The sequence below is a fragment of the Kitasatospora sp. NPDC034533 genome, from assembly GCF_055575155.1.
This window is the reverse complement of sequence record NZ_JBVITE010000044.1, coordinates 1-26,947: the sequence shown is the minus strand read 5'-3', so window position 1 is coordinate 26,947 and position 26,947 is coordinate 1. Positions and strand designations below refer to the sequence as shown.

Below are 26,947 nucleotides of genomic sequence, written 5' to 3'. Positions count from 1 at the left end.
TGGGCGAATGACCGATCGCCGGACCGCCCGGCCCGCTGTCGCCCGCGTGGGCCACCTCGTCGCCGCCTTCGCCTTCGCCGTCTGCATGGCGGGCACCACCCTGCCCACCCCGCTCTACGGGCTGTACCAGGACGAGCTCGGCTTCTCCGAGCTGACGGTGACGGTCGTGTTCGCGGTCTACGCCTTCGGCGTCATCGGGGTGCTGCTGCTCGTCGGCAACGTCTCCGACACCGTCGGGCGACGACCCGTACTGCTCTGCGGGCTGGCCTGCTCGGCCGCCAGCGCCGTCGTCTTCCTGACCGAGGACAGCGTCGCGACGCTGTGCCTGGGCCGGCTGCTGTCCGGGTTCTCGGCGGGCCTGTTCACCGGCACCGGGACGGCGTACGTGCTGGAACTGGCTCCCCCCGGCCACCGGGCCCGCGCCGGCTTCGTCGCGACCGCCGCCAACATGGGCGGGCTCGGCTGCGGGCCGCTGCTGGCGGGCCTGCTCTCGCAGTACGCGCCGCATCCGCTGGTCCTGCCGTTCGCCGTGCACCTCGGGCTGCTCGCCGTCTCCTTCGCCCTGACCCTGCTGCTGCCGGAGACCGTCGCCGGGGCCCGCCCGCTGCGCACCGCCCGGCCCGACCGGCCGAGCCTGCCGCCGGAGGTCCGCCGGGTGTTCGTGCCGGCCGGGGTCGCCGCCTTCGCCGGCTTCTCCCTGCTGGGCCTGTTCACCTCGGTCAGCCCCGCGTTCCTCGCCACCGGCCTGGGCGTGCACAACCGCGCGGTGGTCGGCCTGGTCGTCTTCACCGCCTTCTTCGCCTCCACCCTCGGCCAGCTCCTGGTACCCCGGCTCGGCAGCGCGCGGGCGATCCCGCTGGGCTGCCTGGTGCTGATCGGCGGACTGGCCCTGCTGGCCGCCTCGCTCGCCTGGGAGGCCCTCCCGCCACTGGTGCTCAGCGCCCTGATGGGCGGCGCCGGGCAGGGCATGGGCCTGCGCGGCGCGGTGGGCGAGGTCGCCGCCGCCGCGCCCGCCGAGCACCGCGGCGGCGTCCTCTCGGCGCTGTTCGTCGTCGCCTACTTCGGCATCTCGATCCCGGTCATCGGGGTGGGCCTGCTCACCGGGCCGTTCGGCCTGCCCCACGCCGGTCTGGTCTTCGCCGCCTGCATGGCGGTGCTCGCGGCCGCCTCCGGCGCCTACCTGCTGCGCCGGGCGCACGGCCACGGCTGACACCGCCCCCTCCGCGCGCGCTTGCCACCCGAGCCCGGTACCGATAGACACGACCCAGACACCTTGCGTGACCTCCGGAGGCCCCCGCCATGAGCGTGACGAGTCGGTACCGCGACGCCTGGGAGGGCTTCTGGCGCGACGCGTCCGAGGAGCCCGGCTCGGTGATCTGGGACGCGGAGCCGGCCCTCGCCGCCGAGCGCCACCTCCCGCTGTTCCGCCCGCACCTGGTCGACCCGGCGCTACCGCTCGTCGACCTGGGCTGCGGCAACGGCACCCAGACCCGCTTCCTCGCCGAGCGCTTCCCGCTCGTCCTCGGGGTCGACCTGTCCGCCGCCGCCGTCGACCTCGCCCGGCGCTGCGACCCGGCCGGACGGGCCGCGTTCACCCGGCTGGACGCCACCGACGCGGGGGCCGTGCGCGCGCTGTACGAGCGCCTCGGCGACGCCAACGTCTACGTGCGCGGCGTGATCCACCAGAGCGAGCCGGCCGACCGACCGCGCGTGGCCGAGGCCGTCGCCACCCTGCTCGGGGTGCGCGGCCGGGCCTTCGTGGTCGAGCTCTCCGAGGCGGCCAAGGGCGTGCTGGCCGACCTCGCCCGAGACCCGGCCGGCCCGCCCCCGAAGCTGCGCCCGGTGTTCTCCCACGGTCTCGCGCCCGCCGAGGTCGCGGACGCGGCGTTCCCGGCGCTCTTCCACGCGGCCGGTCTCGCCGTCCTGGCCTCCGGCGAGCTGCCGCTGACCACCACCGAGGCCGGCCCCGACGGCACCCGGATCGACCTGCCCGCCCACTGGCTGGTCGTCGGCCCGGCGGACTCCGCGGCCTGAGCGGCCAAACCGGTCTGAACGGCCTGAGCGGTCTCACCGGTCCGCGGGCCTGAGCGGTCTGAACGGCCGCTTTCGGCCATCCTCCGTGCCGGACGGAACCGCCCCCCGCGGCCGTCCCGCACCCGGTCTCCGCTGGTCAGGACCGGACCACCCGGCGCGTCCCGGAGGCCCCCTCGGCACCGGTGGCCTGGCGCGTTCGCGGGTCCACGACGACGAAGGTGTTCGAACGGTCGGGCCCCTCGTGTTTTGCTTCCCGCACCTGACAGCACAGGAGTGACGAACACATGGGATCACCCACGGCCGAGGAGTCCTCCACCCCGGCGCCACACCCCCGCCGTCCGCTGCTCCTGCTGGTCACGGAACAGGTGACGAGCTCGGTGGGGCGTCAGGTCACCGCGCTGGCCCTGCCGCTGCTGGCCATCGCCCATCTGCGCGCGGGACCGCTGGGCGCCTCGGCGCTGATGGCGATGAGCTACCTGCCCGGCGTCCTGCTCAGCCCGCTGATCGGCGTCGCCGTCGACCGCGCCCGGCTGCGCCGGATGCTGGTCGCGGTGTCCTGGCTCCAGGTGCCCGCCATCGGCAGCGTGCCGCTCGCGGCGGCGCTGGGCGGCCTGACCTGGCCGCACCTGTTCGCCGCGGCCGCGGCCTCGGGTGCCCTCGCCTCCGCCCAGGGCGTCGCGGCGCAGTCCTGCCTGCCCCGCGTGGTGCCGCCGGAGCGGCTGCTGCCGGCCAACTCCTCGCTCACCGGGGCCCGGACCATCGGTCTGATCGGCGGACCGGCCCTCGGCGGTCTGCTGGTCGGCCTGGTCGATCCGGCTCCGGCACTGCTGGTCGAATGCGCGGCCTACCTGGTCGGCGGGGCGCTGTTCCTCGCGCTGCCGGCCTCGCTGAACCGCTCGCCGCACGAGGCGGGCGGCGGAGCGCGGTCGCGCGTCGAGGCCCTGAAGGAGGGTCTGGCGGTCATCCGGCGCGAGACCCTGCTGCGCCGGCAGGCCCTGGCCGCGGCCGGGCTCAACCTGGGCGGCGGGGCCGGCGCCGGCCTGTTCGTCCTGTACGCCGACCGCGAGTTGGAGCTGCCGCCGTGGCAGCTCGGCGCGGTCTACGCCGGGTACGCCGTCGGCATGGGCACCGGGGTGCTCGTCGCGACCTCCGTCACCCGGGCGCTGGGCATGGCCCGGGCCATCCGGTGGTGCGCCGTGGGCGCCGGGGCGGCGCTCTTCCTCATCCCGGCGGCCTCCCTGGGGCTGTCCTTCCCGGTCCTGGTCCTGTACCAGCTGCTGTTCGGACTGCTGGCCACCGTGTGGTCGATCGCCATGACCACCGGGCGGCAACTCGTCACCCCCACACACCTGCTGGGCCGGGTGAACGCCTTCCTCCAGGCGGTGCTGACCGCCACCATGCCGGTCGGCGCCTTCGTCGGCGGGTGGCTCGCCGCCCGGGTCGGCATCGTGCCGGTGCTGACCGGCGCCGCGGCCGTCGCCCTGGCCGGGGCGAGCAGCCTCTGGTTCCCGCGCGACGTGCTCGCCGGGATCGAGCGGGCGGCGGTGCGGCCCGTGGGTCCGGCCGTCCCGTGACACCACGGGACGGCCGGCTCCGGCGCTACGGCTGCGGGACGTCCACCAGCACCCGGCCGTGGACCCCGGCGTCGACGTGCTCGTGGGCCTTGGCGAGGTCGCTCAGCGGGTAGCGGGCGGCGGTCGTCACCGTGAGGGCGCCGGCAGCGGCGGCGGCCGTCAGGTCGCGGGCGGCCTGCCGCTTCGCCTCGGCGGGGAAGTCGTCGCTGCCGAACAGCCGCAGCGTGACGTTGTCGAACAGCAGCGGCCAGAACGGGATCGTGGTGCGGTCGGCGCGGGTGGCGTAGGCGGCGATGACCGCGTCGTTGCGGACCACCGCGCAGTCCAGGTCGGCGTTGTCGGACAGGGCCACCTCGATCACCCGCTCGACGCCCTCCGGAGCGAACGCGCGGATCGCGGCGGCCGGGTCCGGGGCGTCCAGGGCCACGGTGTGGGCGACCGCCGCCCGGTCGACCCGCTCGGCGTCGACGCCGCGCCGCACCGTGCCGATCACGGTCGCTCCCGCCCAGTGCGCGAGCTGCGCGGCCAGCGAGCCGACCGCGCCGAGGACGCCGTGCACCAGGACCACCTTGCCGTCGACGGGCCCGTCGGCGAAGACGGTGCGGTGCGCGGTGACGCCGGGGATGCCCAGGCTCGCGCCGAGGTCGTCGGAGAGGTGGTCGGGCAGGGCGACCGCCAGCTCGGCGGGCACCACGGTGTACTGCGCGGCCGTGCCGTGGGAGCGGTAGGACTGGGCGCCGTACACCCACACCCGGCGGCCGGCCAGGCGGTCGTCGACCCCCTCGCCGACGGCGTCGACGACCCCGGCCGCGTCGCTGTGCGGGATCACCCGCGGATAGGGCATCGACGAACCGAGCCAGCCGCGCCGCTTCTTGGTGTCGCCGGGGTTGACGCCCGAGACCGTGACCCGGACCCGGATCTCGCCGGGGCCGGGCAGCGGATCGGGCAGGTCGCCGTACCGGAGCACCTCGGCGGCGGGGCCTTGCTGGTCGTACCAGGACGCGATCATCTCAGTCCTCAAGGTCGGTGGGTCTGGGCTGTACGGAAGCCCGCCCCCCGCGTGCCGGTGGCCGGACCAGCGCGACGGGGCGGATGTGTGTGGTCGGCTCACCTGTTGTCGGCGACCCCTCCGACCGCACCGTGAAGGCACCCCCTCCGCTCAGGAGAACGCGGGGGTGCCGGAGTTAGGGGATCGTGGAAATGACTGCCGTGGACACCATGCGGCGCCTTCGACCGGAGGTGCCGGACGCCGCTGTCGCCGAGCTGTGCGCCGAACTGTTCGCACTGCTGCCGCGTGCGGACCAGCGGGAGAAAGGAGCACAGTACCTGTACGGCCTGCTGACGGCCGACGGACGCAAGACCGCACGCAACATCGCCGCCCACGTCGGGGGCGGCGCGGCCGAGCAGAGCCTGCATCACTTCGTCTCCTCGTCCACCTGGGACTGGATGCCGCTGCGGGCGGTGCTGTGCCGGTACCTGGAGCGGGTGTTGCGCCCGCGCGCCTGGGTGGCGCGGCCGCTGGTCATCCCGAAGGCCGGGCGCCACTCGGTCGGGGTGGCCCGGCGGTTCGTGCCCAGCCTCGGACAGGTCGTCAACAGCCAGGAGGCGCTGGGCATCTGGGCCGTGGACGAGGAGGCGAGCGCGCCGGTGCACTGGCGGCTGATGTGCCCCGAGGAGCGCCGCGACCGGCCCGTCGCCACCGGCCGGGCGGGCTCCGGCGCGGAACACCCCACGGTCACCGACGCGGAGTGTGTCGCGGCCACCGCCCTGGAGGTGCGCGGGTGGGGGGCGGGCACCCCCCGCCCCGTCGTCGTGGACCTCCCCGACTGCGATCCGCGCGCCCTCGTGCGGCGCTTCGCCGCCGAGCGGATGCCGCTGCTGGCCGCCGTCAGCGGGACGACCCGGGTGACGATCGCCGACCCGGGCCGACTGCCCGGCGACACCGACCGGGAGGTCTCCGCCCAGCAGTTGCTGAAGATGATCCGGGCCATGCGCCGGCCGGTCGTCTGGCGGGATCCGGAGACCGGAACGGCCCGCACCAGCCTGGTGGCGACCGTCCGGGTCACCCTGTCGCCCCCGTCGCCGGCCGGCGGCGCGGGGAGGGTGCTGCTGCTCGGCGAGTGGACCGATCCGCACGGCTGGCCGCAGCGGTACTGGATCAGCAACATGATCGAGGGGACGGCGGGGGCGCTGCTGCGCCTGACGAAGCTGACGCTGCGCGCCGAGCACGACTTCGCCCGGATATCGGTGCCGGTGGGGCTCGTCGACTTCGAGGGGCGCTCCTTCAACGGCTGGCACCGGCACATCACCCTGGCCTCCGCCGCGCACGCCGTCCGCGCCCTGACGGCGGCCCCGAAACCGAGCGGACCGGCGCACGAGGAGAGCGAGCCGCGGGCCGGGGACCTGCGGACCGCCGAGCGGAGCGAGCCGTTCCCGTACGAGGGCATCACCGGCGTCAGCCGCGCGCGGGGGCGGCTCGGTGGAGTTCCTGCTTCCGCGTCAGGACGCGCCGGGTACGGTGCAGTTGGAGGGCCAGTTGCACCTCCAGTGCCTGAGCCGGTTCCTGCCACTTCTCACCGAGCAGTTCGGTGATGCGCTCCAGCCGCCGTGACACGGTGTTGGGGTGCACGTGGAGGCGTTCCGCCGCGTAGGTGGGGCTGCCGCCCGAGGCGAAGTACTCCTCCAGCGTCCTCGCCAGTTCGGTGCGCTGGAGGTTGTCGTAGTCGAGCACCGCGCCGATGGTGTGGCTGATGAAGTCGCCCGTGTCGGGGTTCTCCGACAACAGCAGCCCGAGGAAGCCGAGTTCCTGCGGCGAGGCGGTGCTGCCGACCCCGCCGAGGGCGACGACGGCGTCCAGGCAGCGCCTGGCCTCCTGGTAGATGGTGGCGATGGCCGCCGGACTCCCGGCCGGGCCGGAACTGCCCGCGGTGACCCGGCGGCCCAGCACCGAGGTCAGTTCCTTCGACAGCGCGGCCGAGGCGGCGCCCGGGTCGGTGCCCGGCAGCAGGAACACCAGGCAGTCCCCGGCCAGGGTGCGCAGCCCGCGGTGCCGGTGCGCGTACGCCGACGCCCACACCAGGGCCCGGCCCTGGATGCCTCCCTCGGGGCGGGTGGCCACCACGACGTGGGGTTCGTCCAGGTCGAGGGAGAGCCGTCGGGCGCGTTCGGCGACCTGTTCCAGCGCCGACGGGGAGCCGGCGATCAGGTCCCGGAGTAACTCGTCGCGGGCCTGGCCGTCGGCGACGGCCGCGCTGCGCTGCATCAGCAGCAGGACGGCGATGCACTGGGCGACCATGGCGAGCAGTTGGACCTGGTGCTGCTCGGCCTCCTCGGCGCCCTCGGGGTTCTCCGAGCCGGCGTCGCCCGGTTCCTCGGGCGGGAGCAGCACCAGCGTGCCGAGCATCTCCGCGCCGGCGGCCGCCGGGGCCACCCACAGGCCGCCGGGCGTGCGCATCGGCCGCCGTTCGGCGTGCGCGTCGAGCGAGGCGGTGGCGATCTCGTCCGCGACGGCCTCCTCCGGGACGGTCCCCGCCGCCGCCAGCTCCCGCCCCGCCGTGTCCCGGACGCTCAGCGGACCGCCCAGCAGCCGGCCCGCCTCGGCGGTGAGCACCTGGAGGTCGTTGCCGGCCAGCACCAGGTCGATCAACCGGCTGTGGGTGCTGCGCAGTTGCTGGGCCAGCTGCGAGGAGCTCCGCTCGCGCTCGGTGTCCTCGGCCACCTCGGCGATCTGCTGGCGGGTGCGGTCGAGCAGGCTGGCCTTCTCGATGGCGACCGAGACCAGGTCGGCCAGGGACACCATCAGCGAGATCTCGTCCGGGCCGAAGTGCCGTACGGAGCGCCCGGCCGCGTACAGCACGCCGGTGACCTCGTTGTCGCGCTGGAGCGGGACCGCCATCATGGCGCGCAGGCCCTCGGCCCGGACGACACCGTCGGTCTCCTCGGCGTGGGTGAAGGTCTCGTCGGCCAGGTAGTCGGGCGTCGAGAAGGGGCCGGCCAGCTTCATCGCGCGCAGCCCGAGCCCGCCCGTCAGGGGCATCCGGAAGCCGACGGTGATCGCCGAGGCCTGGCCGTCCGCGGCGCGCACCACCGAGCCCTCCTGTTGGGGGTCGAACAGCGCCACCCAGGACATGTCGACGCCGAACAGCAGCCGGGTGCGGCGGACGATCACCTTCAGCAGGGTGCTGAGCGTGTACGGAAGGTTCAGGTCGCGGACGGTGTCGACGAGCGCCGCGAGCCCGGCCTCGCGCTGCCGGCGGCGCTCGAAGAGGTCCCGGATGCGCAGTGAGAGGTCCCGGGCCCGTTCCAATTCGGCCAGCCGGTACGGAGCGACGCCGGCGGCCCGGGCGTCGGTGACGACTTTCTCGTAGCGGTCCGCTGGGGCCTCCGCGACCAGCAGTTCGAGCATGTCGAGCACGTCAGAAGAAGACTCAGATGCTCCCGGGATGTCCCGCACTGTGTTCGCTCCCCCCTTGAACCGAGCAAGCAGTCGACAAAATCTAGGTTGGCCCTCAGGCAGTGGTCAACCGGGGCTCAAGCCCACGGCGCAGGTGAGGGGCGTGGGCGGTGGGTGGGCCACCACCCCCCATCACCGACGTTGTCGCCCGACCACCTTCTGATGAGCGCGCTCCATGACGAGGCTGAATCCAGCGCCACAGGGTCGTGGCACGACGGCCCGCTCAGGCGGGCGGTCGCGAACGAGTATGGGGGAGAAAGATGTCTCAGGCACAGCTGGAAACGGTCGTCGCGCCCGGACCGCGTGGCGAGGACGCCCTCGGACAGATGCGGCTCGGCAGCTACCAGCGCTCGCTCGGGCGCAGCCGCGAGTCGCTCACGCGCAAGGACCGGCCCCGGGTCTTCACGATGTACGGCCGGGAGTGGGACCTGTTCCCGGAGGTCTTCGCTCCGGTCTACTCGCCCTCGACCAGGGTCGGGATCGAGTTCCTCGGCCTCGCGGAGCCGGGCTCCCACGCCGGCGGCTCCTTCCTCGAAATGGGCTGCGGCACCGGCCTGGTGGCCACGATGGCGCTGTTCTCCGGCTACGACCGGGCGGTGGCGGCGGACATCAACCCGATGGCGGTGGCGAACGCCGTGGCCAACGCCGACCGGCACGGCGTCGGCGGCCGGCTGCGCGCCGTGCACAGCGACCTGTTCTCCGGCCTGGAGCCCGACGAGCGCTTCGACGTCGTCTTCTGGAGCTCCAACTACGTGCTGGCCCCGGCCGACTACAGCTACCGCTCCTCGCACGAGCGGGCCTACGTCGACCCGGGCTACCGGGCCCACCGCCGGTACCTGGCCGAGGCGCCGCTGCGGGTGACCCCGACCGGCCGCGCCCTGCTGCACTTCAGCGACCGCGGCGACGTGCGGGCGCTGTACCGGGCGGCCGACGAGACCGGCCGCAAGCTGCGCCTGCTGGCCGCCCGCCCGGTGCGCGAGTCCGAGTACGGCGACGAGACGGTCGAGCACCTGCTGTTCGAGATCGTGCCGCGCACGGTCTGAGACGTACCCACACGGCCACCGACGACGAACACCGAGGACACACGTGCGCACGCTTCTGATCGACAACTACGACTCGTTCACCTACAACCTCTTCCACCAGCTGACCGAGGTGAACGGCCGGGAGCCGGAGGTCGTCCGGAACGACGACCCGGCCTGGCGCCCGGCGATGCTCACCGGGTTCGACAACGTGGTGGTCTCCCCCGGGCCCGGCACCCCGCACCGCGCCACCGATCTGGGCATCTCCCGCGAGGTCGTGGCCCACGCGCGGCAGCCCCTGCTCGGTGTCTGCCTCGGGCACCAGGCGATCGGGCTGCTGCACGGCGCCGAGGTCCACCGGGCTCCGGAGCCGCGGCACGGGCGGACCTCCCCGGTGCACCACGACGGCACCGGCCTGTTCCGCGGGGTTCCCGACCCGATGGAGGTGGTGCGCTACCACTCGCTGGCGGTGAGCGCGCTGCCGCCGGAGCTGGAGGCCACCGCCTGGACACCGGACGGCGTCCTGATGGGGCTGCGGCACCGGCTGCGCCCGATGTGGGGGATCCAGTTCCACCCGGAGTCGATCTGCACCCGGGACGGCACGCAGTTGCTGCGGAACTTCGCCGAGTTGAGCCGCCCGTACGCCGGCCGGCACCCGCTGCGCCGGCGCCCCCGCCCCTCCGGGATCGTGTGGCCGGTGCGGCCCGCACCGGAGCCGCCCGCTCCGGAGCCGCCGGCCCCGGAGCAGTCGACCCGGCGGCTGCGGGTGCTGGTGGAGCAGCTGCCGACGCGCTGGAACGACGAGGCCGCGTACGCCGCGCTGTTCCGCGGCCGTGACCACGCCTTCTGGCTGGACAGCAGCCGGCCCGACGAGAGACGGGGGCGGTTCTCCGTGATGGGCGACGCCTCCGGACCGCTGGGACGGGTGGCCACGGCCGACGTGTCCAGCGGGACGGTGAGCGTGCGGTCCCAGCTGGGCACCGAGGTGTCCGCGGGCGGCTTCCTCGACTGGATCCAGCGGGACCTGCGCGGCATCCGCACCGAAGTGCCGCCGCTGCCCTTCGACTTCGCGCTCGGCTGGGTCGGCTACCTCGGCTACGAGCTCAAGGCCGAGTGCGGGGGCGACGCGGTGCACCGCTCGCCGGACGCGGACGCCACCATGGTGTTCACCGGCCGGGCCCTGGTGCTCGACCACGCCACCGGGACGGGCTACCTGCTGGCGGCGGCCGAGGACGGCGTCACCGGCAGCGCCGCGGCGGCGCGGGGGTGGCTCGGCTGGGCCCGGGAGCGGTTGGAACAGGAGGCCGCGGGGCGGTTGCCCGAGGCGGTCCCCGGCGTCGGGGAGGCGTCGGGGCCCGCGGAGGGGCCCGCGGAGGGGCCCGCGGAGGGGCCGGCCGACGGGACGGCGACGGTCGAGCTGCGGCACGACCGGGCGTCCTACCTGGCCCTGGTCGAGGCCTGCCAGGAGGAGATCGCGGCGGGCGAGACGTACGAGGTGTGCCTGACCAACATGGCCGAGGTGCGGGGCCGTTACGACCCCTGGCACAGCTACCTGCGACTGCGGCGCGACCACCCGGCGCCGTTCGCCGCGCTGCTCCAGTTCGACGGGCTGAACGTGCTGAGCACCTCGCCGGAGCGGTTCCTGCGGGTCGGCGCCGACGGGGTGATCGTGTCCGAGCCGATCAAGGGCACCCGGCCGCGCGGCACGGACCCGGCCCAGGACGCGGCACTGGCCGCCGCGCTGGCCACCGACGAGAAGGACCGCGCCGAGAACCTGATGATCGTCGACCTGGTCCGCAACGACCTGGGCCGGTGCGCCGTGCCCGGCTCGGTGGAGGCCGACGACATCTTCCGGGTGGAGAGCTACGCGACGGTCCACCAGCTGGTGAGCACCGTACGGGCGCGGCTGCGGCCCGAGCTGGACGCGGTGGACTGCGTCCGCGCGGCCTTCCCCGGCGGTTCGATGACGGGCGCGCCCAAGGTGCGCACCATGAAGATCATCGACCGTCTCGAAGGCGGCGCCCGCGGCGTCTACTCCGGTTCCATCGGCTACCTGTCGCTGACCGGCGCCGCGGACTGGAGCATCGTCATCCGCACCGCGCTGATCACCGAGGACCGGGTCCGCTACGGGGTCGGCGGCGCCGTGATCGCCCTGTCCGACGCGGCCGCCGAGTTCGAGGAGACCGCAGTGAAGGCCGCGCCGCTGCTGCACCTGACGGGCGCGGTCTTCCCCGAGCGCCGGCAGGACGGCGTCAGGTCCTGACCTCCCGTACGGCGGTGCCCCCGGGGCGGGGCACCGCCGTACGCTTTCACCCGCACTCCTGCGCCGCCCGCTCCAGGTCGCGGGCCACCGACTCCAGGTCGACGCCCAGCTCCGCCAGCTCCTTCAGGACCCGGCGGCCCTCGGAGTTCGAACCCATCAGCGCCTCCCCCGCCAACTCGGTCTCCGCGGCGACCGCTTCGATCCGCCGCACGCTGAGCACGTGCGCGGTGTTCGCGCCCACCAGGGCCTCCATGTGGCGCGGGGACGGGTCCGACCACAGCAGCAGCGGGAGCTGGGCCCCCGCCGTCCTGATGACCCGCCACCAGTCCGTGCTGAGCCGGTCCTCGCGGAGCCGGTGCAGGCAGCGGGCCAGCGCGACGGCGGCGGTGCCCCGGGCGGCGGCGGCCCGTGGACCGGGCACCGCCGCCAGCCGCGCGTCGACCGCCTCGTCCAGCCGGCCGACCGGGACCCCGGCGACGAAGGTGATCTCGTGCAGCGGCAGTCCGGACACGAGGGCCCGTTCGATGCCGACGAAGAAGGCGTCGAGGAGCTGCTCGTAGCCCTCCTCCGAGTACACCGGGCCGGCGTGCACCCCGATGCCCTCGGCGAGGCAGTCGCGCGTGGCCGCCACGCCGCCCGGGTCCACGGGCAGCCGGACCAGGACGTTGGCGCGGCCGACCTGCTCGTGCAGGTCGCCGGCCGCCTCGAAGAGGTCCTCGGCGCTCGCCCCGCCGCCGACGGCGGGCGCCACCGAGACGTGCCCGGCCCGCCCGTCCGTCGCCAGGAACGCGGGGAACAGCGCGTCGCAGACACGGTGCAGCACGGCGGGCGGTCCGCCGGTGAGCACCACGCCCGCGACGAGTTCACGACGGGCAAGATGGCTCAGGACCTCGACGTCGAAGTCTGATGTGGCGTCGGCCGACAGCCACGGGGCAACTCCCTCGGCTGCCAGCTGGTGAAGCATGGCAATGGCTAACCGGCTGATCATAAGGACCAGCGTAGGGCGACTCGGCGACGCTGTGCATATCCCGGATCCGAATCTGTCAGGTCCCCGCTCGGACCGACCGTTCGGGCGCTGTCGGACCGGGCCCCGCTCCGCCGGCGGCCGTCCCCTCCATTCCCCGGATAACACCCCGCCGCCCCCCTGCGCAATATCCGGGGAAAATGTGACTTAATGCCCGTCAGGTGACTGAAAATCCGCCACCTGACGAAGTTGGGATATCTGGATGGAGACCGCAGGGCACGATTTCGCAAACTCAACGGCACGACCCCGCCTGAGCGACCACGAGAGCACTGGAGGTGCCACGTGCATAAAGTCGCACAATGGAAAACAAGGCCCGCGGACCAGCAGCCGGATTGGCCGGACGAGGAAGTTCTCCGGCAGGTCCACGACGAATTGAGGGATTCCCCGGCGCTGGTGCGCGGGGCCGATGTCCGCACGCTGCGCGGGCTGCTCGCCCGCGTCGCGGCGGGCGAACTCCAGGTGATCCAGAGCGGTGACTGCGCGGAGGACCCGGCGGAGGCGACCAGCGGCCACGTGGCCCGCAAGGGCGCGCTCCTCGACGTCCTCGCCGGGGTGATGAAGGGCCGCTCCCACAAGCCCGTCATCCGGGTGGGCCGGCTCGCCGGGCAGTTCGGCAAGCCGCGCTCCAACCCCACCGAGGTCGTCGACGGGGTCGAACTCCCGGTCTACCGCGGCCACATGGTCAACGCCCCGGAAGCCGACCCGGAAGCCCGTAGACCGGACCCCAAACGGCTGATCAGCGGCTACCGGGCGGCCTCCGACGTGACGGCTCTGCTCGGCTGGGCCTGCGACGAGGGCCCCTCCCCCGTCGAGGCACCCGTGTGGACCAGCCACGAGGCGCTGCTGCTCGACTACGAGTCGGCCATGCTCCGCCGCGAAGCGGACGGCTCGCTGCTGCTGGCCTCGACGCACTGGCCGTGGATCGGCGAGCGCACCCGGCGGCTCGACGGCGCCCACGTCGCGTTCTTCGCCGCGCTCGCCAACCCGGTCTCGGTCAAGGTCGGGCCGGGCATGACGCCCGAGCAGCTCGTCGAGCTGTGCGAGCGCCTCGACCCGGGGCACCAGCCCGGCCGGCTGACGCTCATCTCCCGCATGGGCGCCGGCAAGGCGGCCGAGCGGCTGCCCGCCCTGGTGCGCGCCGTCCACGCGGCCGGGTACCCGGTGATCTGGCTGTGCGACCCGATGCACGGCAACACCGTGTCCACCCCGCAGGGCTACAAGACCCGGTACGTCGAAACCGTCGCCCAGGAAGTCCGGGAATTCCAGGCGGCGGTCACGGAGAACGGCGGCGTGGCCGGCGGACTCCATTTGGAGACCACTCCGGACGATGTCTTCGAATGCGCACAGGACGCTTCCGAGGCCGACCGGATCGGGGACAAGTACACCAGTTACTGCGACCCGCGACTGAATCCCTGCCAGGCCGCCGACGTGGTTTCCGTCTGGCATGGCTGAGCGATCAGCCGCGGCAGCAGCCGAATAAGGAGCCGACGTCATGCAGAACGAAATAGCTCTGGTCACCGGCGCGGCCGGCGGCATAGGCGCGGCGGTGGTGGAGGCGCTCGCGGGCCAGGGGATCACGGTGGCGGCCGTCGACCGGGACGGCGACCAGCTCGACGTCCTGGTCAAGGAGTCCCGCGAGCGGGGACAGTCCGTCGTGGCCTTCGTCGGCGACGTCACGTCCAGCGCGCGGGTCGAGGCGTTGGTGGACGACGTCGAGGCGCGGCTGGGGCCGATCGACCACCTGGTCAACGCCGCGGGCGTGCTGAGGCTCGGTGAGGCCCGCGCCCTGACCGACGCCGAGTGGAGCATCACCTTCGCGGTCAACACCACCGGTGTCTTCTTCGTCTCCCGCGCCGTCGTCAACCGCATGGTCCCCCGGCGCCGGGGCGCCATCGTCACCATCGCCTCCAACTCGGCGGGCACCGCGCGCACCGAGATGTCGGCGTACGCCGCCTCCAAGGCCGCCGCGACCATGTTCACCAAGTGCCTGGGGCTGGAGGTCGCGAAGTACGGCATCCGCGCCAACATCGTCGCCCCCGGCTCCACCGACACCCCGATGCTCACGGCCATGTGGACCGACCAGGGCAGCGCCCGGGCCTCCATCGACGGCGTCCCGGAGGCGTTCCGGGTGGGCATCCCGCTGGGCAAGCTCGCCCGCCCCAAGGACGTCGCCAACGCGGTGGCGTTCCTGCTCTCCGACAAGGCCTCCCACATCACCATGCACGACCTGACGGTGGACGGCGGTGCGGCCCTCGGTGTCTGAGCCCTCCGGCCCGCCTCCCGGACCGCACCCCCGCGACCACCAGTCCCAGTAAGGAGCACCACCTGTGCCAGGCATACCTCCCATCCGTCCCTACCCCCTGCCGACGGCAGCCGACCTGCCGGCGAACACGGTGGACTGGACGGTCGACCCCGACCGCGCCGTGCTGCTGGTGCACGACCTCCAGAAGTACTTCCTCGCCGCCTTCCCGGCCGGGCAGGAGCCCGTCGAGTCGATGGTGCGCAACACCGCGCGGCTGCGCGAGCGCCTCGCCGCGCTCGGCGTCCCCGTCGCCTACACCGCCCAGCCCGGCGGGATGACCGAGGAGCAGCGCGGGCTGCTCAAGGACATCTGGGGCCCCGGCATGACGACCAGCCCCGAGGACCGCCAGGTCGTCGCCCCGGTGGCACCCGCCGACGGCGACTGGGTGTTCACCAAGTGGCGCTACAGCGCCTTCCACAACACCGAACTCCTCCAGCGGATGCGCGACGCCGGCCGCGACCAGCTGGTCGTCTGCGGGGTCTACGCGCACGTCGGCGTCCTGATGACCGCCCTGGACGCGTTCAGCCACGACATCCAGCCGTTCGTGGTGGCCGACGCCATCGCCGACTTCGGCCGGCGCCACCACCGGATGACCCTGGAGTACGCCACCGCGCGCTGCGCCTCGATCGCCCTCACGGACGACCTGCTGGCCTCGCTGCCGCTGCCCGCCGACCGCGAACCCGCCCTCACCGGAGGTGCGGTGTGACGGACGACCTGCTCGGCCGCGTCCTCGGACCGCGCCCCGGCCCCTTCGCCCTCGTCCACCGGCCCGACACCACCGGCCCGGACCGCCTCGACGTCCTGCTCGGCAGCGTCACCGAGGTCGACGCGCTGGCCGGCATCCCGCTCGGCACCACCACCCCGGCCGGCGACGGACCGCGCCAGGACGTGCTGGCACTCATCCCCTACCGGCAGATCGCCGAGCGCGGCTACGCGGCGCGCGACGACGGGACGCCGCTGCTCGCGATGACCGTCGAGGCACAGGGCCTCGTCGGCCTCGACGAGGTGCGGCTTCGCATTCCCGACGCACCCGTGCGGCTCGCCTCCGGCGGCGCCTTCGACGTCGACGACGACGCCTACGCCGAGATCGTGCGGCGGATCATCGAGGACGAGATCGGCACCGGCGAGGGCGCCAACTTCGTCGTCAAGCGGACCTTCGTCGCCGACATCGGCGACTACTCGGTCGGCGCCGCGCTGCGCCTGTTCCGGCGGCTGCTGGAGCGCGAGTCGGGCGCCTACTGGACGTTCATCGTGCACACCGGTGAGCGCACCCTCGTCGGGGCCTCGCCCGAGCGCCACGTGAGCGTGGTCGGCGGGCGGGCCGTGATGAACCCGATCAGCGGCACCTACCGCTATCCCGACTCGGGGCCCACGCTGCCCGGCGTCATGGACTTCCTCGCCGACCGCAAGGAGGCCGACGAGCTGTACATGGTCGTCGACGAGGAACTGAAGATGATGGCCCGGGTGTGCGAGAACGGCGGCAGCGTCGTCGGGCCGTACCTCAAGGAGATGGCCCGCCTCGCCCACACCGAGTACTTCATCGAGGGCCACACCACCCGCGACCCCCGGGAGGTGCTGCACGAGACCCTGTTCGCGCCGACCGTCACCGGCTCGCCGCTGGAGAGCGCCTGCAAGGTGATCGAGCGCTACGAGCCCGAGGGCCGCGGCTACTACAGCGGCGTCCTGGCGTTGATCGGCCGCGACGAGCGGGGCGGGCACACCCTCGACACGGCGATCGTCATCCGCACCGCCGACATCGACGCGCACGGCCGGATGCGCATCGGTGTCGGGGCCACCCTGGTGCGCCACTCCGACCCGCTCTCCGAGGTCGCCGAGACCCGCGCCAAGGCGTCGGGGCTGCTGGCCGCCTTCGGCGAGACGGCCCCGCGCAGGTTCGGCTCCCACCCCTCGGTGCGGGCGGCGCTGGACGGACGCAACTCGGGCCTGGCCGGCTTCTGGCTGGCGGCGGACGCGGACCGCCGGCACGGCGCGGTGCTGCTCGACGGCCGGCGGGTGATCGTGGTCGACGCCGAGGACACCTTCACGGCGATGCTCGGTCACCAACTCCGTTCCCTGGGCGCCGAGGTGACGGTACGGCGGTTCGACGAGCCGTACTCCCTCGACGAGCACGACCTGGTGGTGCTGGGCCCTGGGCCGGGCGACCCCCGGGACGCCGACCACCCGAAGATCGCGCACCTGAGCGGGGCGGTGGACACCCTGCTCGCCGAGCGCCGGCCGTTCGCGGCCGTGTGCCTGAGCCACCAGGTGCTCAGCCTGCGGCTCGGCCTGCCGCTGGTGCGCCGGGACCGGCCGAACCAGGGCGTGCAGCGGGAGATCGAGCTGTTCGGGCGCCGCGAACGGGTCGGCTTCTACAACACCTTCGCGGCCCACAGCCCCGGCACCCGCTTCGAGGCGCCCGGCATCGGCACGGTCGAGGTCAGCCGGGACCCGGTCACCCAGGAGGTGCACGCCCTGCGCGGGCCCGGGTTCCGCTCGATGCAGTTCCACCCGGAGTCGGTGCTCACCGCGGACGGGGTGCGCATCCTCGGCGACGCGCTGGGCGCGCTCGTCGGCGGGCCGCTGAGGCAGGCGGCATGAACCGGTCCGCCGTCGGGAGGCGGGCATGAGCGGGGCTCCCGTCCTCAAGGCGGCCGTGGTCTGGTGGGACCTGGCCGGGACGGGCCGGACGATCGGCTCGCTGCGGGAGTTCCTGCGCGAGGAGGCCGTCGACCGGTTCGCCCGGGTGGAGGGGCTCCGGCTGAAGTTCTGGATCTCCGACCCCGCCACCGACCGCTGGGGCGCGGTGCTGCTCTGGGAGTCGGCCGAGGCCGCCGCCCGGCCGCTGCCCGCGCGGGCCGCCGAGCTCATCGGGCGGCCACCGGCGCAGTGGACGCTGTTCGACGTCGAGGCGACCGTCGAGGGAGTGCACTCGCTGCCCCGCCTGGCCGGGTACGGGCTGGCCCTGGAGTCGCCGGCCGCGCTGGAGCCCCCGGTGCCGTGACACCCCGCCCCGATCGCCCGGGCAGGCCCACCCCCGTGGGCCTGCCCGGGCGTTTCTGCGTCCACGGGCGAGCCTCCGTCGGCGAGCGGTCGGCGTTGGTGGGAAGCGGTCACGATCCGTCGTTCGGCCGTCCGTGCAGCGCCGTGCGGCGCAGCATCACGCTCATCGCCTTGAGCGTGCCGCAGAAGTCGCTGTCCAGGTCGCGCAGGTACTCGCTCTGCGACAGCGCGGTCTCGGTCGGGCCCTCGTCCAGCGTGATGCTGAGGGTGAGGGTGAGCCGGCCCGCGTCGTCGGTGCCGATCCGGTTGCGGATCACCGAGAGGTCGGTCGCGTCCTGGTGGCGGAAGGTGATGACGCCGGCGCCCTCGTCCGGGGTGACCCGCTGGACGAGGAGGCGCTCGCCGCGCCGGCACTCGCGCAGGAAGCCGTCCGGGTAGCGCTCCACGATCCGGGAGGAGGTGATGGCCGGCACGTACAGGACGGGGTTCTCCGCCTTGTGCAGCATGGCCCGCCACAGCCCGTCCCGGGTGGGTGCCCGGTGCGTCTGCCAATCCGTCCCGTCGATGACCCGGGACCACGAAATCGTCAGCAATGGAATTCCCTTCGGTCTGCGCGGTACCAGCCGGATCGAAGTCTCGGAGAGCCGCCGGTGGCCGGCAATCGCGCTGCGGGAACTCCGTCAGATGTGCGGACGACCTGACAGGAAAACCGGTCTTTCGTTGCCGCCCGGAGGAGTTGGGGGCAGCCTCGGAAGTGAATGGCGACGCGAGAAGAAAAGGGGACTGTCGATGTCGACACGATTCGCCGGCCAGGTCGTCCTGGTGACGGGTGGCGGAGAGGGGATCGGGCGGGCCGCCGCCATCGCCTTCGCCGCCGAGGGCGCCACCGTGGTGGTGGCCGGGCGCTACCTGGAGACCCTGGACGCCACCTGCGACGTGATCGCCCGCCAGGGCGGGAAGGCCGACCGGGTCGTGGCCGATCCGTCGGGCCTGGGCGAGGACGGGGCGGAATACATCATCGCCGAGACGGTGCGCCGGCACGGAACCGTCGACGTGGCCTTCAACAACGTGACCGAACTGGGCCCCACCCAGCCCGTCGGGGAAATCTGCGAAAAGGTCTGGTCGGAAACCCTGACCGCCAATCTCACCGGTGTCTGGCTGGCCATGAAGCACGAGATCGCGCACATGGAGAAAGCCGGCCACGGCGTCATCGTGAACACCGCGAGCAACATCGGCGCGCAGGGAATGCTGCCCGGTCTCGGTGCCTACGCCGCGTCGAAGGCCGCCGTCAGCGCGCTCACCCAGACCGCGGCCCGCGAGTACGCCGACCGCGGCATCCGCATCAACGCCATCAGCCCCTGCCCGCTGGGCCGCGGGGCGAGCGTCGAGCAGATCGCCGACACCGTGCTCTGGCTGGCGTCCGACGACGCGTCGTACATCGTGGGCCACGACCTCGTCCTGGACCGCAAGACGACGGTGTGAGCCGTCCGCACGACCCCGCGGTGCCCCGGCCTGGCAGAGGCCGGGGCACCGTCGCGTGTGCGGGGCAGCACTGGTGCGCGTGCGGGGCACCGGTGCGCGAGCGGGTCAGCACCGGTGCGCGTGCGGGGCGCCGCGGGATCGTGCGGGGCACCGTCCCGGCCCGCACAGCGGGTGAAGCGGCGGGCACGCGGAAGGGCCCGGACGCGTACGTCCGGGCCCCGGCGGCGCCGCTCCGACTCAGGATCGGGCTCAGGAGCGGGCTCGGGATCGGGCTCAGGCGATCTCCAGGCCCTTGTCCCGCATCAGCGCGACGGTCGCCTCGATGGAACCGGCGTCGGAGATCTCGTGCTCCTCCAGCTCGATCCCGTACTGCCGGCTGAGGATCACCGCGAGCTCGACGAGGTCGAGGGAGTCCAGGTCCATCGTGGAGAACCCGGCGGTGATGTCGATCTCGGACACCGGGATGTCGAACTTCTCGGCCATGATCGTGGCGATGTGCCCGGCGAGCGTGCTCTCGGCGAGGGCGGTCATGGGGTCCACCTTTCGGGTCGTCTCGGCTTCGGTGCTTCGGTGCTTCGGTGCTGTTCGTGCTGTTGGTGCTGTCGGTGCTGTCGGTGCCGTTGGTGCTTCGGCCGTCTCGGCTTCGGCGCCCCGGCGGTCCCGCAGGTCGCGTCAGTTCGGGGCGACGTCGGGCCACACCAGGGCCGTGGAGCCCCAGGCCAGCCCGCCGCCGAACGCGGTCAGCAGCACCCGCTCGCCCGGGTTCAGGTCGCCGGCGGCGGCCGCGTCGGCGAGGGCCAGCGGGATGGAGGCGGCGGAGGTGTTGCCGACGCGGTCCAGGTTCACCACCGCGCGCTCGCGGGCGACGCCCAGGTCGTCGGCCACCGCGTGCAGGATGCGGACGTTGGCCTGGTGGCCGACGAGGCGGTCGACGGAGGCGCTGGGCCAGTCGAGCCGCTCCAGGAGCGCCCGCGACGAGTCGCTCATCCGCGTCACCGCCTGGCTGAACACCCGCTTGCCCTGCATGGTGAAGTAGGTCTGCGACGGGTCGGAGGGGAGGCCGCCGGAGCGCTGCCGGGAGCCGCCGCCCGGGATGGCGATCAGGTCGTGCTGCTCGCCGTCGCTGCCCAGGTCGAAGCCCAGCAGCGCGCCGGGCTCGTCGGAGCGGCCGGCCTCCAGGACCACGGCGCCGGCGCCGTCCCCGAAGATCACCGCGGTGTTGCGGTCGGCCGGGTCGAGGATGCTGGAGTAGGTCTCCGCGCCGATCACCAGCACCCGGTCCGCGACTCCGGTGAGGATCAGCCCCGCCGCGTTGGCCAGGGCGTACACGAAGCCGGCGCACACGGCGGCGACGTCGTAGGCCGGCACCCGGCCGAGGCCGAGCCGGGCGGCGACCCAGGGCGCGGTAGCCGGGCAGGGGTGGTCCGGTGTGGTGGTGGCGAGGACGACCGCGTCCACGGTGTCCACGCCCGCCGACTTCAATGCCCTGGCACCCGCCTCGACGGCGAGGTCTCCGGTGGCCGTGCCGGGCTCCACCCAGTACCGCTCGCGGATGCCGGTACGGGTGCGGATCCACTCGTCGCTGGTGTCCAGCCGCTGGGACAGCTCGTGGTTGGTGACCGCGCGCGGCGGCAGGAAGGTGCCGAGGCCCTTGAGGGCGGCGGCGGGCCGTGGGTCGGCCTCCGGTCGGTGTGGGTCGGTCATGACGGTGCCTGGCCTTTCGCTCAGCCGCGTATGACGGTCTTGGTCCGCATCAGGAAGTCGCCGAGGTAGCCGTCGTGCGGCACGCCGCGGTCCATCCAGTGGGTCGGGTGGTCGCCGAGGTACACGTTGGCGACGGTCGGGTCGTCGACCAGTTCGTCGACCAGGTCGGCGTCCCGCTCCTCGTCGCCGCTGAGGACGCCGAGGACGAGGGTGTCGCGCAGTTCGCCCGTCCCCTCGGCGCGGCTCCAGGGGGCCACCCACACGCAGGGGAAGGGCAGTTCGGCGGTGTGCCAGCCGCCCTTCAGGTCGGGCACCTCGAACACCGCCGGGCGCAGCACCGCTCCCCCGCCCGGGAGTTCCTCCACCACGCCGTCGCCGCCCAGGTGGGCCACCGTGCCTCTGGCGCGCTCCAGCAGGTGCCGCTCCAACGCCCGTGCCCGGTCGACCGGCTGGACGGGCAGCGCGGACTTCTCGTCCTCGGCGGGCAGGCTGGGCAGCGCGCCGAGGCGCTCGGCGAGGGCGCGGGCCAGCGGCGCCGGGTCCCCCTCGACCAGGACCGCGGTGGCGTCGACGCACTTGACGCCGCCGTGGTGGGCGATCGAGTCCACGATCATGTCCAGGCGGGCGCGCCAGTCGGCGCCCTCGGTGACCAGGATCTTGGTCCGGCCGGGGCCCTGCACCAGGACGGTGGGGTCGGCGGCGTACTTGCGCACGACGTCGTCGCCGCCGTACACCAGCGCCAGGTCGGCGCCCAGCAGCACCTCGTCGGCCGTCGCGTGGTCGGTCGGCAGCAGCGCGACCTGGTCGTCGCCGAAGCCGCTCGCGCGCAGCGCCGTCACCAGGCGGTGCGGGGTGAACGGCTCCCGCCGCGAGGGCCGGACCGCGACCCGGTAGCCCAGGGCGAGGGCCTCCAGCCACAGGGCGTGCGGGGCCGGGTGGTTGCCGGCCGCGTTGACGGCGAGGACGTCGCCGCGCCGGGTCCACACCGCGGCGCCGGTGCGGGTGCGCGGGTCCCGCCAGTCGAGCACCGCGCCGCCGGGCAGCGCCCCGTACGCGCCGGCCAGCGCGCGCTGCGCGGAGTCGGCGATCTCGTCGGCGGCGGACCGCACGGCGGGCAGCGGGATGCCCGAGACCCGGGCCACCGTCTGCTCGTACACCCGGTACGACAGGCCGTCCACGGTGTCCTCGCGGAACATCCGCCCGGCCTCGACGAGCGCGGCCAGGCGCCGCTCCAGGGGCAGCGGCGTCGCCCGGTGCAGGGCGGACAGCGCGCGGGTGACGAACAGCCTCGGGGTGAGGCTGAGTTCGGCGACCGGCAGGCCGGCGGTGTCGGTGACGGTCTCGCGCTTGCGGGCGCGGTACGGGCCGGAGGGGCCCAGCGCGTCGAGCAGGTGCGGCTCGTCCATCAGTAGACCCCCTCGATGACCTTCTCCTGGTCGAACTCGGCGACCGGCGCGATGTCGGCGACCGAGTCCCCGACCTGGCCGGGCAGCGGGCGGATCCGGGTGCCGAAGTCCCGCTCCAGGTTGTTGGGCAGGAACAGGCTCTTGCCGACGTAGTGCATGACGACCCGGCCGCGCTCGCCGTACTCGACCGGCCGGCGCTCGGCGAGGTCGATGACGTTGTACGTCATGTACGGCGAGAAGGGGTCGTAGACGCAGGGCTCGTCGTCGGTGAGGCCGGGGCGCTCGCTGACGTGGCCGAGCGTCATGGTGTTGCCGAAGCCGCTGCACAGCACGGCGTCCGGGAACAGCTCGGTGCGGTACAGGTGGCGGGTGTCCGGGTCGAGCTGGGTGCCCACCCACATGATGGCCTTCACCTTCTTGCGCACCAGGTCGACCAGTTCGTCGCGGCGGCACAGCCGCTCCAGGACCGGCGGGGTGAGCATCAGGACGCCGATGTCCTGGGAGCGCAGCGGGTGCTGGAGCTGGTCGATCAGGTGCTCGGTGTAGAGGTCGGCCTCGGTCTGCTCGCCCCGGGCGATGATCTTCTTCACCCAGCGCGGGTCGACGTCGACGGAGAAGGAGAGCCCGCCGCGCTCGGCCACCAGCTGCTGGAAGGAGGCGCCGACCATGTGCGGCCCCGAGGGGATGGCCATCAGCCAGTTCACGTCGCGCGGCACGCCGTGCGCGTCGAGCTGGGCGTTGCTGTGGGCCAGCAGCAGGTCGAGCCACTCCTGGAGCATCACCACGCGCTTGGGCGCGCCGGTGGTGCCACCGCTGTCGAAGACGCCGACGACCTTCGGGCGGGGGCCGTAGCCGCGCGGTATCAGGTCCTCGGCGCGCACGTCGCGCAGCTCGTTGGCGAAGTTCGGGAAGAGCTTCAGGTCGTCGAAGGTGCGGACGTCGGTCAGTGGATCGAATTCCAGCCGGTCGGCGCGGTCCAGCCAGAACCGCGCTCCGGTCTCCTCGGAGAAGTGCCAGCGGATCGCGGCGCGGAGGAATTCCTCGGGGTCGGGCGTGGCGCCGTAGGGAAGTTCGAGAATCGGATCTGCGGTGGACAAGTTCGGGCCCCCTTCAGGGAATGCGGAAACTGATCAGCCGGCCTGGGTCGGGGCTCCGGGCGCCACCTTGTCGAGGAGTTCCCCGGCCCAGTCCCGCGAATAGGAAAGGAAGTGCGGGAATCCGCCCTCGTAGGGGTTTCCCGTCCATCGGAAGGTGGCTCCCGGGTTGTGCACGTCCGCGCCGGCGGCGGTGAACAGGTGCGGGCTGCCCTGCACCCGGGGCCCGCGGGCCACCGCGAGGTCGCGGTGGATCGCCGGGCGCGCGGTGCCGCGCTCCAGGGCCCCGGCCAGCGCCGCCTCGTCGACCAGCGAGCACTCGGCGGCGACGGCGAGGATCTCCGAGGTGACGCTGATGCACCGGCCGCCGCCGTAGAAGGCCTGGCGCAGCGCGGCGTCCAGCTGGTCGCTCGCCGGCAGCCCGCCCACCGCCGCCGCCTTCGCGGCCTGCACCGCCTCCATCGCCGGCAGGGTGGTGACCGGGTAGCGCCAGTCCGGTCCCGGCCACATCCGCCAGCCCAGCTCGGGCACCATCGCGCCGATCGCCACCGTCTCGGCGTCGATGATCGGCTTGGGCGTGGGCTCGGAGTTGAACAGCTCCAGCGGGAAGACCCGGTGGTCGACCACCACCTCCGAGCCCCGCTCCCGGGCCACGGCGTGCAGGGTGTGCAGGGCCAGGGTCGCCCAGGGGCAGCCGATGTCGGACCAGACGGTCACGACGGCCGGGTCTGACGAGTAGAGGGATTCCAGATCGGCCTGCTGGGTCATGGCGGCGAACCTCCGGGCTGCACGTGCGGAACGGATCTGGCCGAATTCTGACCACCGCCGGGGGAGCGTCCGCAGCGCGAGCGGAGGACTTTGTCAGGGAGCCCGCACTTCGTCAGACGGATTTCGGCTACCTGACGAAGTGAAAGGCCGCCGATCGACAGCCCTTCGGATCCTCCCGGAACATGACTCAAACTCGCGCGAAAGGGATTTCACCATGTCCGTGCTGGACGCCGAACACACCGTGGATGTGGACACCGCGGCTCCGCCCAGAATGACCCCGCACCAGCGGTCCGTGCTCGTCCTGCTGCTCAGCTCCACCTTCCTGCTGGCGGCGGACCTCCCGCTGCTGAACGTCGCGATCCCGGTGATCGGTTCGGGCCTCGGCTTCTCGGTCGGGAACCTGCACTGGATCACCACCGCGTTCGCGCTCACCTCCGCCGGCTTCACCCTGCTCTTCGGGCGGATGGCCGACCTCTACGGGCGGCGCCTGATGTTCATGGCCGGCATCGGACTGCTGGTGGCCTCCTCCGTCCTCGGCGCGGTCGCGCAGAGCCCGTCGGTGCTGATCGCCGCCCGGGTCCTCCAGGGCGTCGCCACCGCGATGGCCACGCCGTCCGCGCTGGCGCTGCTCACCACGTCCTTCCCCGACGGCCCGCTGCGGGCCAAGGCGCTGGGCGTCAACGGCACCATGATCTCGCTGGGCTTCACTGTCGGCGCGGTGGCCGGCGGCCTGCTCACCGGGCTGCTCAGCTGGCGCTGGTCGTTCCTGCTCAACGTGCCGGTCGGGCTCGCCATCGTGGCCTTCGCGCCGGTGCTCCTGAAGGAGAGCCGCTCCGCCGACCGCCCGCGGATGGACGTCCCCGGCGCCGTCACGGTGAGCGCGGGCCTGGTCGCGCTGGTCTACGGCGTCTCCCGCAGCCCCGACATGGGCTGGGGCAGCCCGCTGGTGCTCGGCTGCGTCCTCGTCGGCGCCGCGCTGCTCGTCGCCTTCTACCGCATCGAGCTGCGCACCGAGACGCCCCTCGCGCCGGTCGGCATCCTGCGCCGTCCGACCGTCCGCTGGGGCAACTTCGGCGGCATGGCCCTGATCACCATGCAGACCGCCGGGATCTTCCTGGTCACCCTGTACCTCCAGGAGGTCCACGGCTACTCGGCGCTCGCCACCGGGATCGCCTTCTCGGCGCTGGGCGTCTCCGCCTTCCTGGGCGGCGCCTTCGCCCCCCGCATCATCGGCCGGTACGGCAACCGGACCACGCTGGTCGCCGGCCTGGTGTTCCAGCTCGTCGGCCCGCTCGGCGTGTTCCTGGTCACCGGCAGCGGCGGCGGCATCGCCCTGGTGCTGGCCGTGATGACCGTGGGCGCCTTCGGCCACGTCATGGGCGTGGTGGCGTACATGGTCACCTCGACGACCGGCCTGCCGAACGACGAGCAGGGCCTGGCCACCGGTCTGGCCACGATGACCCAGCAGGTGGCGCTCGCCATGGGCACCCCGGTGCTCAGCGCCGTCGCCAGCAGCCGGATCCACACGCTGGAGGGTGCCGGCTCGCACGCCGACGCCGTGCTCTCCGGCGTCCGGCTCGCCCTCGGTGTGGACGCCGTCGTCGTGGTGGCGGCGGCCGTGCTGCTCTGGATCTGCCTGGGCCGCGCCCTGCGCCGCGCCGGCCGCTGATCCCCTCACCGATCCACCGTCACCGACACAACGCCACCGACCTAACGTCACATTCGTTTCCAACAAGGAGAGTTCAGCCATGACCACGCGATCCGCCGCCCCTGCCGCCGCCGCGGGCTCCATCACCCTCGGCGGTGACCTGACCATCAACCGCATGGGATACGGCGCGATGCAGCTGGCCGGCCCCGGCGTCTACGGTCCCCCGAAGAACCGCGAGACCGCCCTCGCCGTCCTGCGCCGGGCGCGCGAGCTCGGGGTCAACCACATCGACACCAGCGACTACTACGGCCCACACGTGGTCAACGAGCTCATCCGCGAGGCCCTGCACCCGTACGACGACGACCTGGTGATCGTCACCAAGATCGGTGCCAAGCGCACCCCGGACATGGAGTGGCCGGCCGCCCTGTCCCCGCGGGAGCTGCGCGAGGCGGTCCACTCCAACCTGCGCAACCTCGGCCGCGACCACCTCGACGTGGTCAACCTCCGGATCGTCGCCGAGGCCGGCGGCATCGGCCCGGACGAGTCGATCGCCGAGCCGTTCGGCGCCCTCGCCGAGCTGCGGGAGCAGGGCCTGGTGCGGCACCTGGGCGTCAGCAACGTCACCCCGGCGCAGTTCGCCGAGGCCCGCTCCATCGCCCCCGTGGTCTGCGTGCAGAACGAGTACAACGTCGTGCGCCGGGACGACGAGGCCACCCTGCGGGCCTGCGAGGAGGCCGGCATCGCCTACATGTCCTTCTTCCCGCTCGGCACCTACACCCTGCTGGGCGCGGAGAAGACCCCGGGCAAGGACGCCAAGGTCCCGCTGAACGTGCCGTTGGACGCGAAGCCCGTCGACCTGGTGGCCGAGCGGCACGGCGTCACCGCCTACCAGGTGGCCCTGGCCTGGCTGCTGCACCGCTCCCCCAACCTGGTGTGCATCCCGGGCACGTCGTCGGTGGGGCACCTGGAGGAGAACGTCGCCGCGGCGGCCCTGCGGCTGACCGAGGAGGACCTGGCCGACCTGGAGGCCATGCGGGCCTCCTGACGGCCGCACGGACGGCGAAGGGCCCGGACACCGAGGCTTGGGTTCTAGGAGTCGTTGCAACACCCCAGTTCAGGGGATGCATTGGACTTCGAGATTCGCAAGGTCCGGACGGCGCAGGGGCCTGTGAAGCT

The 26,947-nt window shown here is 73.4% G+C and carries 22 protein-coding genes and 1 pseudogene; 14 read left to right on the top strand and 9 right to left on the bottom strand.

Annotated elements, in window-relative coordinates:
* Positions 1 to 7 precede the first annotated feature (7 nt).
* From ACZ55U_RS26415 to ACZ55U_RS26405, 3 genes are all read left to right on the top strand, one after another.
* On the top strand, positions 8 to 1,210 hold the full coding sequence (locus ACZ55U_RS26415) for an MFS transporter (protein WP_465529652.1): 1,203 nt from the start codon (positions 8 to 10) through the stop codon (positions 1,208 to 1,210).
* Between the two features lie 89 nt (positions 1,211 to 1,299).
* A complete protein-coding gene (locus ACZ55U_RS26410) occupies positions 1,300 to 2,034 on the top strand; it encodes a class I SAM-dependent methyltransferase (RefSeq protein ID WP_465529650.1) in 735 nt (244 codons plus the stop codon).
* A gap of 284 nt (positions 2,035 to 2,318) precedes the next feature.
* A complete protein-coding gene (locus ACZ55U_RS26405) occupies positions 2,319 to 3,608 on the top strand; it encodes an MFS transporter (protein ID WP_465529648.1) in 1,290 nt (429 codons plus the stop codon).
* Positions 3,609 to 3,633: 25 nt separating this feature from the next.
* Here ACZ55U_RS26405 and ACZ55U_RS26400 read toward each other — a convergent pair whose 3' ends face one another.
* Positions 3,634 to 4,617 (bottom strand): NADPH:quinone reductase, encoded by a 984-nt coding sequence (locus ACZ55U_RS26400; protein ID WP_465529646.1) that lies wholly within the window; start codon positions 4,615 to 4,617, stop codon positions 3,634 to 3,636.
* A gap of 191 nt (positions 4,618 to 4,808) precedes the next feature.
* Between ACZ55U_RS26400 and ACZ55U_RS26395 the strand changes: the two are divergent.
* Positions 4,809 to 5,981, top strand: a pseudogene (locus tag ACZ55U_RS26395) (IS701 family transposase); the annotation flags it as partial.
* Positions 5,982 to 6,063: 82 nt separating this feature from the next.
* Here ACZ55U_RS26395 and ACZ55U_RS26390 read toward each other — a convergent pair.
* Positions 6,064 to 8,013: a helix-turn-helix domain-containing protein gene (locus ACZ55U_RS26390; RefSeq protein ID WP_465529738.1), complete on the bottom strand. Its 1,950-nt coding sequence runs from the start codon at positions 8,011 to 8,013 to the stop codon at positions 6,064 to 6,066.
* A 308-nt stretch (positions 8,014 to 8,321) separates the two neighbouring features.
* Here ACZ55U_RS26390 and ACZ55U_RS26385 point away from each other — a divergent pair, with 308 nt between their 5' ends.
* Together ACZ55U_RS26385 and pabB are read left to right on the top strand one after the other, a co-directional pair.
* Positions 8,322 to 9,104: a methyltransferase domain-containing protein gene (locus ACZ55U_RS26385; RefSeq protein ID WP_465529644.1), complete on the top strand. Its 783-nt coding sequence runs from the start codon at positions 8,322 to 8,324 to the stop codon at positions 9,102 to 9,104.
* A gap of 43 nt (positions 9,105 to 9,147) precedes the next feature.
* Positions 9,148 to 11,343: an aminodeoxychorismate synthase component I gene (pabB, locus tag ACZ55U_RS26380; protein ID WP_465529642.1), complete on the top strand. Its 2,196-nt coding sequence runs from the start codon at positions 9,148 to 9,150 to the stop codon at positions 11,341 to 11,343.
* A gap of 46 nt (positions 11,344 to 11,389) precedes the next feature.
* Here the strand turns inward: pabB and ACZ55U_RS26375 are convergent, their stop codons facing one another.
* The gene (locus tag ACZ55U_RS26375; protein ID WP_465529640.1) at positions 11,390 to 12,331 is read right to left on the bottom strand and encodes a transaldolase family protein; all 942 of its coding nucleotides are present in this window, start codon (positions 12,329 to 12,331) and stop codon (positions 11,390 to 11,392) included.
* A 318-nt stretch (positions 12,332 to 12,649) separates the two neighbouring features.
* On the opposite strand from ACZ55U_RS26375, the gene ACZ55U_RS26370 reads away from it, so the two are divergent.
* From ACZ55U_RS26370 to ACZ55U_RS26350, 5 genes are all read left to right on the top strand, one after another.
* Positions 12,650 to 13,819, top strand: coding sequence for a 3-deoxy-7-phosphoheptulonate synthase (locus tag ACZ55U_RS26370; protein ID WP_465529638.1), 1,170 nt, complete (start codon positions 12,650 to 12,652; stop codon positions 13,817 to 13,819).
* A gap of 40 nt (positions 13,820 to 13,859) precedes the next feature.
* Positions 13,860 to 14,630, top strand: coding sequence for a 2,3-dihydro-2,3-dihydroxybenzoate dehydrogenase (locus ACZ55U_RS26365; protein WP_465529636.1), 771 nt, complete (start codon positions 13,860 to 13,862; stop codon positions 14,628 to 14,630).
* A 64-nt stretch (positions 14,631 to 14,694) separates the two neighbouring features.
* Positions 14,695 to 15,375, top strand: a complete 681-nt coding sequence (locus ACZ55U_RS26360) for an isochorismatase family protein (protein ID WP_465529634.1) — start codon at positions 14,695 to 14,697, stop codon at positions 15,373 to 15,375.
* Positions 15,372 to 17,267 (top strand): anthranilate synthase family protein, encoded by a 1,896-nt coding sequence (locus ACZ55U_RS26355; protein WP_465529632.1) that lies wholly within the window; start codon positions 15,372 to 15,374, stop codon positions 17,265 to 17,267. The genes ACZ55U_RS26360 and ACZ55U_RS26355 overlap by 4 nt, the downstream gene beginning before the upstream one ends.
* Positions 17,268 to 17,292: 25 nt before the next feature.
* Positions 17,293 to 17,670 carry a hypothetical protein gene (locus ACZ55U_RS26350; RefSeq protein WP_465529630.1) on the top strand — a complete coding sequence of 126 codons (378 nt, stop codon included), beginning with the start codon at positions 17,293 to 17,295 and terminating at the stop codon, positions 17,668 to 17,670.
* 109 nt (positions 17,671 to 17,779) lie between these two features.
* Here the strand turns inward: ACZ55U_RS26350 and ACZ55U_RS26345 are convergent, their stop codons facing one another.
* The gene (locus ACZ55U_RS26345; protein WP_465529628.1) at positions 17,780 to 18,262 is read right to left on the bottom strand and encodes an AtaL-like protein; all 483 of its coding nucleotides are present in this window, start codon (positions 18,260 to 18,262) and stop codon (positions 17,780 to 17,782) included.
* Positions 18,263 to 18,458: 196 nt separating this feature from the next.
* On the opposite strand from ACZ55U_RS26345, the gene ACZ55U_RS26340 reads away from it, so the two are divergent.
* Positions 18,459 to 19,151, top strand: a complete 693-nt coding sequence (locus ACZ55U_RS26340; protein ID WP_465529626.1) for an SDR family NAD(P)-dependent oxidoreductase — start codon at positions 18,459 to 18,461, stop codon at positions 19,149 to 19,151.
* Positions 19,152 to 19,424: 273 nt separating this feature from the next.
* Here ACZ55U_RS26340 and ACZ55U_RS26335 read toward each other — a convergent pair whose 3' ends face one another.
* The 5 genes from ACZ55U_RS26335 to ACZ55U_RS26315 all read right to left on the bottom strand — a co-directional run bounded on the left by ACZ55U_RS26335 (position 19,425) and on the right by ACZ55U_RS26315 (position 24,123).
* The gene (locus tag ACZ55U_RS26335; RefSeq protein WP_465529624.1) at positions 19,425 to 19,682 is read right to left on the bottom strand and encodes an acyl carrier protein; all 258 of its coding nucleotides are present in this window, start codon (positions 19,680 to 19,682) and stop codon (positions 19,425 to 19,427) included.
* A 141-nt stretch (positions 19,683 to 19,823) separates the two neighbouring features.
* Positions 19,824 to 20,855: a beta-ketoacyl-ACP synthase III gene (locus ACZ55U_RS26330; RefSeq protein WP_465529622.1), complete on the bottom strand. Its 1,032-nt coding sequence runs from the start codon at positions 20,853 to 20,855 to the stop codon at positions 19,824 to 19,826.
* 20 nt (positions 20,856 to 20,875) lie between these two features.
* Entirely contained in the window at positions 20,876 to 22,261 is a 1,386-nt protein-coding gene (locus ACZ55U_RS26325; protein ID WP_465529620.1) for an aldehyde dehydrogenase family protein, read from the bottom strand.
* A complete protein-coding gene (locus ACZ55U_RS26320) occupies positions 22,261 to 23,358 on the bottom strand; it encodes a phenazine antibiotic biosynthesis protein (RefSeq protein ID WP_465529618.1) in 1,098 nt (365 codons plus the stop codon). Before ACZ55U_RS26320 ends, ACZ55U_RS26325 begins: the two co-directional genes overlap by 1 nt.
* Positions 23,359 to 23,391: 33 nt before the next feature.
* Positions 23,392 to 24,123, bottom strand: coding sequence for a DsbA family oxidoreductase (locus ACZ55U_RS26315; protein WP_465529616.1), 732 nt, complete (start codon positions 24,121 to 24,123; stop codon positions 23,392 to 23,394).
* 214 nt (positions 24,124 to 24,337) lie between these two features.
* On the opposite strand from ACZ55U_RS26315, the gene ACZ55U_RS26310 reads away from it, so the two are divergent.
* On the top strand, positions 24,338 to 25,792 hold the full coding sequence (locus tag ACZ55U_RS26310; protein WP_465529614.1) for an MFS transporter: 1,455 nt from the start codon (positions 24,338 to 24,340) through the stop codon (positions 25,790 to 25,792).
* Positions 25,793 to 25,871: 79 nt separating this feature from the next.
* On the top strand, positions 25,872 to 26,816 hold the full coding sequence (locus ACZ55U_RS26305) for an oxidoreductase (RefSeq protein WP_465529612.1): 945 nt from the start codon (positions 25,872 to 25,874) through the stop codon (positions 26,814 to 26,816).
* Positions 26,817 to 26,947 lie beyond the last annotated feature (131 nt).